Raw genomic sequence first — 6847 nt, 5'->3', positions numbered from 1 at the left:
GTAAAGTATGGTTGAAGAAGTATTTAGCCAATCGTGAGGATTCATGTAAAGCCTTATTTGTAACTGATACAAAACCATTTAAACGTATGGCCATTCCAACGCTCAGATGGGCATTGAAGCGGCTTGCAGTTCGCGGAGAGATCGAGGCAAACGTGTACCCTCATCGATTTCGTCATACTTATGCGTGCCAGCTGCTTGATAACGGAGCACCGTTAGATTTTATTCAAGGCATGCTTGGGCATGAAAAAGCATCGACCACTCAAATTTATGCACAGCTCCGCGGAGAGCGGAGGAGAGAACTTTATCGCCGATTTTTTTAGTTTGAGATAGCGGCGGATTCCCCCTAGAGTTCCGCCGCTATTAAACTAAAGGGCAGGATAGTTCCAATATGTGGTATTATAAGGCTGTGTTAGGAGGAGATCTATTTGACTGTGCCAATTGAATTAGATGGAGCAAAAGTTTTGTATTTTACAGATAATCAAATTACTAATGACTATGGTTACGTTTATTATCAAGAACATGAGAAAACAGTTATTGTAACTGCTCTGGCAATAGCTCTATATGATGGAGATAATCGTTTTTATCTTTTTTCTTGCGACATTGATTGGAATGTTATTGGCGACACACTTCACGACTCATTACACGAAGCATTTGATTGTGCTTTGCAATCAAATAACTCGTCTATTATATGGAATGCCCCAAATGCTTGAGTTAACTAGAACTTAGTATAACTGTTGGAAAGCAAGGTGAGCGGAGATGTTGGAAGGTACATTTGTCTGGGGAATATTCGTAGCAGATAGTTCTAAGTTATTCCCAAATTTCTTTCCAGTTGGACTATATACAACACGCGAATTAGCTATTAAACAAATTGAAACCATGCCCAGGGAGTATAATTATCAACTTCTTCAGATGCCAATTAATAAAGACTTTACGTATTACCATAAAAAGAATGGAAAGTTAGTTGGAATGAATGCTATTCATCACGAACATTTTCATTATAAAGACGAGTCTAATTAACTAAGCATTAAGCTATCGAGGAACGTTAGTTGAGAACAACAAAATGGCAGCTGATCCATATGATCAGTTGCCATTTTTGTTGAAGTAAAGGGCAGTTTAATGTGGTGAATTAATAAAGAATTGCTTCATAATTATAAGAATGATATGCAAACATATGTTCTCATTTTATGATGGGAATAGAAAATACATCCCCTCTAGGAGTGAACGATATATGGAGAATATTATCCGTTCTGGTATGCATGATTTTGATTTTACGCTTAAACCGATGATAAATCGCAATAGACGTCGGACGAATGCGATGTATCCGGAAAAGGAAGGTGTCTGGGAAGAGTTTGAAGCTAGTCATACAGGTGAGAAATATCTCGATGGGAAGGTCATCATCGACCATTTTGAAGGAATATTCCCGGATGGTGAAGTCAGAAAAGGGATGACGATACGCGCTTTTGACGAGGAAACGCAGCTGTGGTCGTTGGTATGGCTGGATAATCGCAACCCTAATGATTTTAGACCGCTGATCGGAAAGTTTGAAAATGGAATCGGTGTGTTTAATCAAGTGGTGGAAACGCCAGACGGAAAGCCGCTGCACATGAGATTCACTTGGGATGAGATCACGGAGAATACGGCTCGCTGGCAACAGTCCTTTTCGTTTGATGGCGGCAACAACTGGGATACCAATTGGATTATGGAGTTTACGAGAAGATAAACGCTCACGCACCCAACTTCTTGCACATAATTTCACTCGCGGTACGATTCAACTAACAGAGAACGATAGTTGAATAACCCGCCAAGGGCTACCGAATAACGAGAAAACAGCATTGATTCCAAAATTAGAGCACGTAGCCTCAAGAAAGAAAGGAGTGAAGATGATCTTGAGACGAAAGATAACGGTTCTTTTAATACTATCCATTGCCTTGATTTTGAGCGGTTGTACCGAAACCGTCACTGACACCGTGACAGAAGATAAAATAAAGGTCATTGAGAATCCTGACCCATCGTTAAATAAGGTAAAGGTAAGAACAGACGGAATGATATCAGAAGTTGGTTATAGTCACCCGCATCCTTTTGGCATGGGCAGCGAAGTGTTAGTAGACTTGAAATACTATGAGCAACATGACATTTTCCGCGGGGATATTGTAGTGTTCAAAACAAAAAACAAAAAAGACCAAGACACAGATATTGCAAGAGTCGTGGGGCTCCCTGGTGAAACGGTGCGCATTAAAAAGGGCCAAGTCTATATTAACGATAACAAACTGGACGCGTTTTATGGCGATGATTCTACCTTTGACAACAATGATTCATGGAACGCGGTAGCGTTGAAAGAAAACGAATACTTTATCTTGGCGGATGTGCGTTCGAGAGGAATCAATGATAGTCAAACGGCGGGAGCTTTTTTAAAACAAGATGTCTTAGGAAAAGTCGTGGGATATGAAAAACCTGGTATTATTCAGGAATAGAATTAATATTAACTTGTGCACGAGTGAAGAATAATCATTCCACCTTTAAGCTAACGGGGAACGATAGTTGAATACCAAAAGGGCTGCCGCATGGCAGCCTTTCGTCGTTACACTAACGGGCAGTTTAGCGTAAATTATTACATCTTTCATACAGTACCTGGAAGGACATCAAGAATAAAAATTGAATTTGTAGGGATGGAAAAAGTAGGGAGTGATTTCAATGGATATTCAAATCGTTCAAACTAGCAATATCTCCGCATTTGTTGGGGTAAGAGCGAGTGCTAATATGTCAAATCTCGGGGAATGCATAGAACATGCGTTTAAAGAATTGAAGAGAAGGCGTAATGAAATTAAGAACATAAAGAACCCAAATGTGACATTTGGCATTTCACCTCCAAACTACAAAGGAAGCACTGGAGTAGTAGACTTTTATTGCTGCTTTGAAGTGGAACCACTCGAAAACTTACCACATGGAATGGTTCATATCCATTTACTGCCACGAACATATTCAATGACTCATTATATTGGACCTGCAAGCAAGACGGTGACTGCTTATAATTATACAACTAAGTGGATAAAGGAAAATGGCTTTATCAACGATGATGTATCTTATTATTTTGAAAGATATGATGAGAAGGCAATAAGAGAATCTGATGATGATGGAAATGAAATAAAAATATTTTGTCCCGTAAAAAAGAAATGAGCATTAAGCTAACGGGACACGATAGTTGAACACACAAGGGGGTAGTTAGCTACGGCAGCTGCTCTTTTTCTTTATTAATCTAACGGGCAGTTATGCGCACTTGACTTTAACACTAGTGTCATACTTTATGATGAAATTAATAATTACAAGGAGGGGAGGTGGAGCTTTGAAAATAAGTCAAATAGCTAAAGTGACCGGGATCAGTTCTCGATCCTTACGGCATTATGAGAAAAAAGGGTTGATAACTGTTTCTCGTCTTGACAATAATTATCGCGAGTTCGATGATTCGATTATCGAAGCTATTAATACAATCCAACTATATCTTAATTCAGGTCTAACAACCGACCAGATTAAAGATATTCTGTATTGCCCTGAAGATCAAGAGTATGACAAAAAAGACGAGTATTGTGAAGCATTGCTGCAAATATATGAAACCAAGCTGAATGATGTGATCCGGCATAAAAAGGCATTGGATGAGGCGCAAGTCCGTTTGGAAAAGCAAATCAACCTAATGAAAGAAAACCGTGATAAGTGGGTACCTGAAGAGGAGGATGAACAATGACAATTTTAGTAACGGGAGCAACAGGAAATGTCGGTCGTCATATAGTCAACCAGCTTCTCAAGGCTGGCCATCATGTACGAGCACTCACGCGCAACCCATCAAGTGCTAAGCTACCTGAAGGGGGGGAGGTAGTGTATGGCGACCTTACTGAGCCAACGACTCTTGCGCTTGCGCTGAACGGCGTTACTGGTATACACTTGATCACCTTCAATAGTGACGGTTACACCCCACTGCAAACCGGACCCGAGATTGTCGAACTGGCTCAAAAGGCAGGGGTGCGACGAGTCACGGTTTTATGGAATGGCGAGAATGGACCTGTGGAGAGGGTCGTAGAAGCCAGTGACCTCGAGTGGACCTTTCTCCAGCCTGTTGAGTTTATGTCCAATGCGCTTCAATGGGCAGATTCTATTCGCTTGAAAGGTATTGTCCGGGAGCCATATGGTAACTCACCCAGCGCTATGATCCACGTTACCGACATCGCTAGCGTAGCGGTAGCCGCATTAATCGGTGATGGTCACGCCGGAAAAACCTACACGCTGACTGGTCCAGAGGTACTGACTGTGTTCGATAAGGTTCGGATTCTAGGTGAAGTGACCGGCAGACATATCCAGTTTTTCGAGCTCACCGAAGATCAGGCACGCGAACGTATGCGGGAGCAGGGAGCGCCAGAGGACGCCATCGATTTCGTCTTAGGATGGTATGCCAACCCTCCAAAATCTGCGTACACAGTGGTTCCGACCGTCGAGCAGGTCACTGGTCGTCCAGCTCGCACCTTCGCCCAGTGGGTCTCTGAACACGTGCAATATTTTAAAAACCCATAATTGAGGCGTTCCAAAGTAGCAACTAAAGATTGAATTAACGGACACGATATTTAACAAATATGGAGCAGTTTGCTGCGGCAACTGCTCCTTTCTTTGGTTAAGCTAACGGGCAGTTTAGTGCAACAAACGCCTCATTCAAATCATATACATTATGTGGGAAAAGTGGTACATATTATTACGCGAAAGGAGGCGGCCGACATTGAAACTGGTATACAAGCTTATAGTAGCAATGTTAGGACTGTATCTTATTTATGAAGGTTACTCGACTTATACTTTTACTGCTAGAAGTCCCGACGGTAGTATGGGAATTTATAAGTTTGTTCACCTCTTCATTCCAGCGACAGACTTTCACTTACATGCATATGGAGTCTCCTTTTTCTTAGCGGGGGTTTTAATCACATTGACTCCTTTTATTCGTATCAAACGAAAAAGGATAAATTGAACTACGATGGGTACATGGGCGGATGTTCAAGGTTGAAGCGGCAGCCTCGTTGAACTAACGGGCAAGATTGCTTAACCTCCTCTCTACAGTTAGGGTGCTTTAGGAAACCGATTAGGCGGCTTTTTTGTCCAGCGGTATGATGGAGTACAGGAAATTCTCGGATAAGCAATTCTACAAATGTGCCCGAGGAGAAAAACGATCGAAGGTTAGGTCATGCTGACTGGACCGTTCAATGCTTGTTGAATATTCACGTAGCAGCTTATTACAAAGCCTTAAGCAGCAAAGGAGCGATAAAATCACGGAACACATTTGATGGATGACGCTCCTTTTTCCGTTTATCGTCGGTGAGTGTCACAACGATATCCAAGTCGGGAATTATATAAATGAACTGTCCAGCATATCCCCTGGCGTAAAAGAAGCCAAAAGAAGGCGACGGGGAGGACCATCCATGATCTTCTATCATATCCTCGCTGAACGTATTCGACCACCAATGCCAGCCGTAAAATCCTTGGTTTGGCGAACATGCGGGAATGGCAGGCTGTACTGAACGATTCAATCGTTTCCTGGAAATCAGCTGCCGCTGCTCCCAGCGTCCCTGCTGTAGGTACAGCAGCCCGAACCTGAGCATATCTACAGGGCGCAGCCACAAGCCGTATCCCCCTGTATGGATTCCTTGAGGGTCGGCTTCCCACTTATAGTCTTCGATACCAAGCGGGGAAAATAGCTCCTCCTCGGCAAAGCGGGCAGTAGGCATGCCGGATGCCTGTACAAGAATGGCAGATAGTAGCTGGGATACTCCGGAGTTGTACTCCATCCGGGTTCCCGGAGCGACAGACAGTGGTTGCTTCAACACAAAATCAACCCAATCGCTTGACCGTGTCATGCGCGGGAACGACTTTTGCCCGCCGAACTCGGTCCATTCGAACCCGGCTGTCATCGTCAAGAGATGCTCAAGCGTAATTTCCCTTTTTCGAGGATCGGGATCCGCGAGAAGCTGTGGGAAAAATTCGGTGATCGGAGTGTGCGCCTCCGGTAATTTCCCTTGATCCATGGCGATACAAACCAGAGCAGATAGAAAGCTCTTGGTACAGGAGTTTATTTTGGAGGTTTCTACGGGTATGTTTTGATCCCGATAATGCTCAAACAGCATCCGGTCGCTTTGGGTAATCAGGCAGCTTTTCAAGTCTATAGGTTCAATGGCTGATAATAGTTCAGATAGGTTCATGTATTCAATTCCTTTATTCTCGTTTTATGATCACAAAAGTAAATTAACAATAGCTCAAAGGAAGTAAGGGGTCAAGTTATCGGGGCGCGGTACATTTCGACTTGTCACGTGGGATCTATAATAAGATTCTTATAATTTGTTTGCCTTCTCTAAACAATAAAAAAAACTGTCGAGATGTTCTCGACAGCATAATAATTTAATTATTTTTTTTAATTAGTTAATCGCATTTCATTACATGTCTCGATTGGGAGGCACTCCGAAACATATTATATAAATTCGAACTACCTTTCCATTTATACTATCATCAAACTCATTGCCATATCACCAAATGGCATATACTTGATAAAATTCTGAAGCTTCTTTCCATATTTATATATGATGACGGAAAAATAACTGATGGATTACAGGCTCGAGCGGCTAATCAAAAATAGGAATGAACCGCGATCGGATTAACCTAACGGGGAACGATAGTTCAACCTCGGAAGGGCTGCCTCATGGCGGCCCTTCATTATGCTAACTGGCAGTTTAGCGTGGCTGACCGACCTATACATAACTTTACATTATCACTTTATTACGTTAATCTATTAGAGAAGTAAAGTGATAAAGGATGCGGTCTTAATCGA

The 6847-nt window shown here is 42.4% G+C and carries 9 protein-coding genes; 8 read left to right on the top strand and 1 reads right to left on the bottom strand.

Annotation, left to right across the window (positions count from 1 at the left end; all coding sequences use genetic code 11):
- From HI950_RS35070 to HI950_RS35035, 8 genes are all read left to right on the top strand, one after another.
- Positions 1-320 (top strand): tyrosine-type recombinase/integrase (locus HI950_RS35070; RefSeq protein ID WP_169091668.1); only part of this gene is annotated, 320 nt, incomplete at its 5' end.
- A 105-nt stretch (positions 321-425) separates the two neighbouring features.
- On the top strand, positions 426-710 hold the full coding sequence (locus HI950_RS35065; protein WP_169091666.1) for a hypothetical protein: 285 nt from the start codon (positions 426-428) through the stop codon (positions 708-710).
- A gap of 46 nt (positions 711-756) precedes the next feature.
- The gene (locus HI950_RS35060) at positions 757-1017 is read left to right on the top strand and encodes a hypothetical protein (RefSeq protein ID WP_169091665.1); all 261 of its coding nucleotides are present in this window, start codon (positions 757-759) and stop codon (positions 1015-1017) included.
- 211 nt (positions 1018-1228) lie between these two features.
- Positions 1229-1720 (top strand): DUF1579 domain-containing protein, encoded by a 492-nt coding sequence (locus HI950_RS35055; protein WP_169091663.1) that lies wholly within the window; start codon positions 1229-1231, stop codon positions 1718-1720.
- 166 nt (positions 1721-1886) lie between these two features.
- Positions 1887-2471 carry a signal peptidase I gene (lepB, locus tag HI950_RS35050; protein ID WP_169091661.1) on the top strand — a complete coding sequence of 195 codons (585 nt, stop codon included), beginning with the start codon at positions 1887-1889 and terminating at the stop codon, positions 2469-2471.
- 220 nt (positions 2472-2691) lie between these two features.
- Positions 2692-3174, top strand: coding sequence for a GyrI-like domain-containing protein (locus HI950_RS35045; protein WP_169091659.1), 483 nt, complete (start codon positions 2692-2694; stop codon positions 3172-3174).
- A 166-nt stretch (positions 3175-3340) separates the two neighbouring features.
- A complete protein-coding gene (locus tag HI950_RS35040) occupies positions 3341-3736 on the top strand; it encodes a MerR family transcriptional regulator (RefSeq protein WP_169091657.1) in 396 nt (131 codons plus the stop codon).
- Positions 3733-4557: an NAD(P)H-binding protein gene (locus HI950_RS35035; RefSeq protein ID WP_169091655.1), complete on the top strand. Its 825-nt coding sequence runs from the start codon at positions 3733-3735 to the stop codon at positions 4555-4557. The genes HI950_RS35040 and HI950_RS35035 overlap by 4 nt, the downstream gene beginning before the upstream one ends.
- Positions 4558-5261: 704 nt before the next feature.
- Here HI950_RS35035 and HI950_RS35030 read toward each other — a convergent pair.
- Entirely contained in the window at positions 5262-6224 is a 963-nt protein-coding gene (locus tag HI950_RS35030) for a serine hydrolase domain-containing protein (RefSeq protein WP_169091653.1), read from the bottom strand.
- Positions 6225-6847 lie beyond the last annotated feature (623 nt).

The sequence above is a fragment of the Paenibacillus sp. PL91 genome (assembly GCF_012935325.2).
In the GTDB taxonomy this organism is placed as follows: Bacteria; Bacillota; Bacilli; order Paenibacillales; family Paenibacillaceae; genus Pristimantibacillus.
Note: the sequence above shows the minus strand (reverse complement) of the source record. Positions and strands in the feature narration are given on the sequence as shown.

Coding starts and splice junctions, on each gene's coding strand:
- HI950_RS35030 (WP_169091653.1), bottom strand. CDS start 6,224: ATGAACCTATCTGAACTATTATCAGCCATTGAACCTATAGACTTGAAA.
- HI950_RS35035 (WP_169091655.1), top strand. CDS start 3,733: ATGACAATTTTAGTAACGGGAGCAACAGGAAATGTCGGTCGTCATATA.
- HI950_RS35055 (WP_169091663.1), top strand. CDS start 1,229: ATGGAGAATATTATCCGTTCTGGTATGCATGATTTTGATTTTACGCTT.
- HI950_RS35060 (WP_169091665.1), top strand. CDS start 757: ATGTTGGAAGGTACATTTGTCTGGGGAATATTCGTAGCAGATAGTTCT.
- HI950_RS35045 (WP_169091659.1), top strand. CDS start 2,692: ATGGATATTCAAATCGTTCAAACTAGCAATATCTCCGCATTTGTTGGG.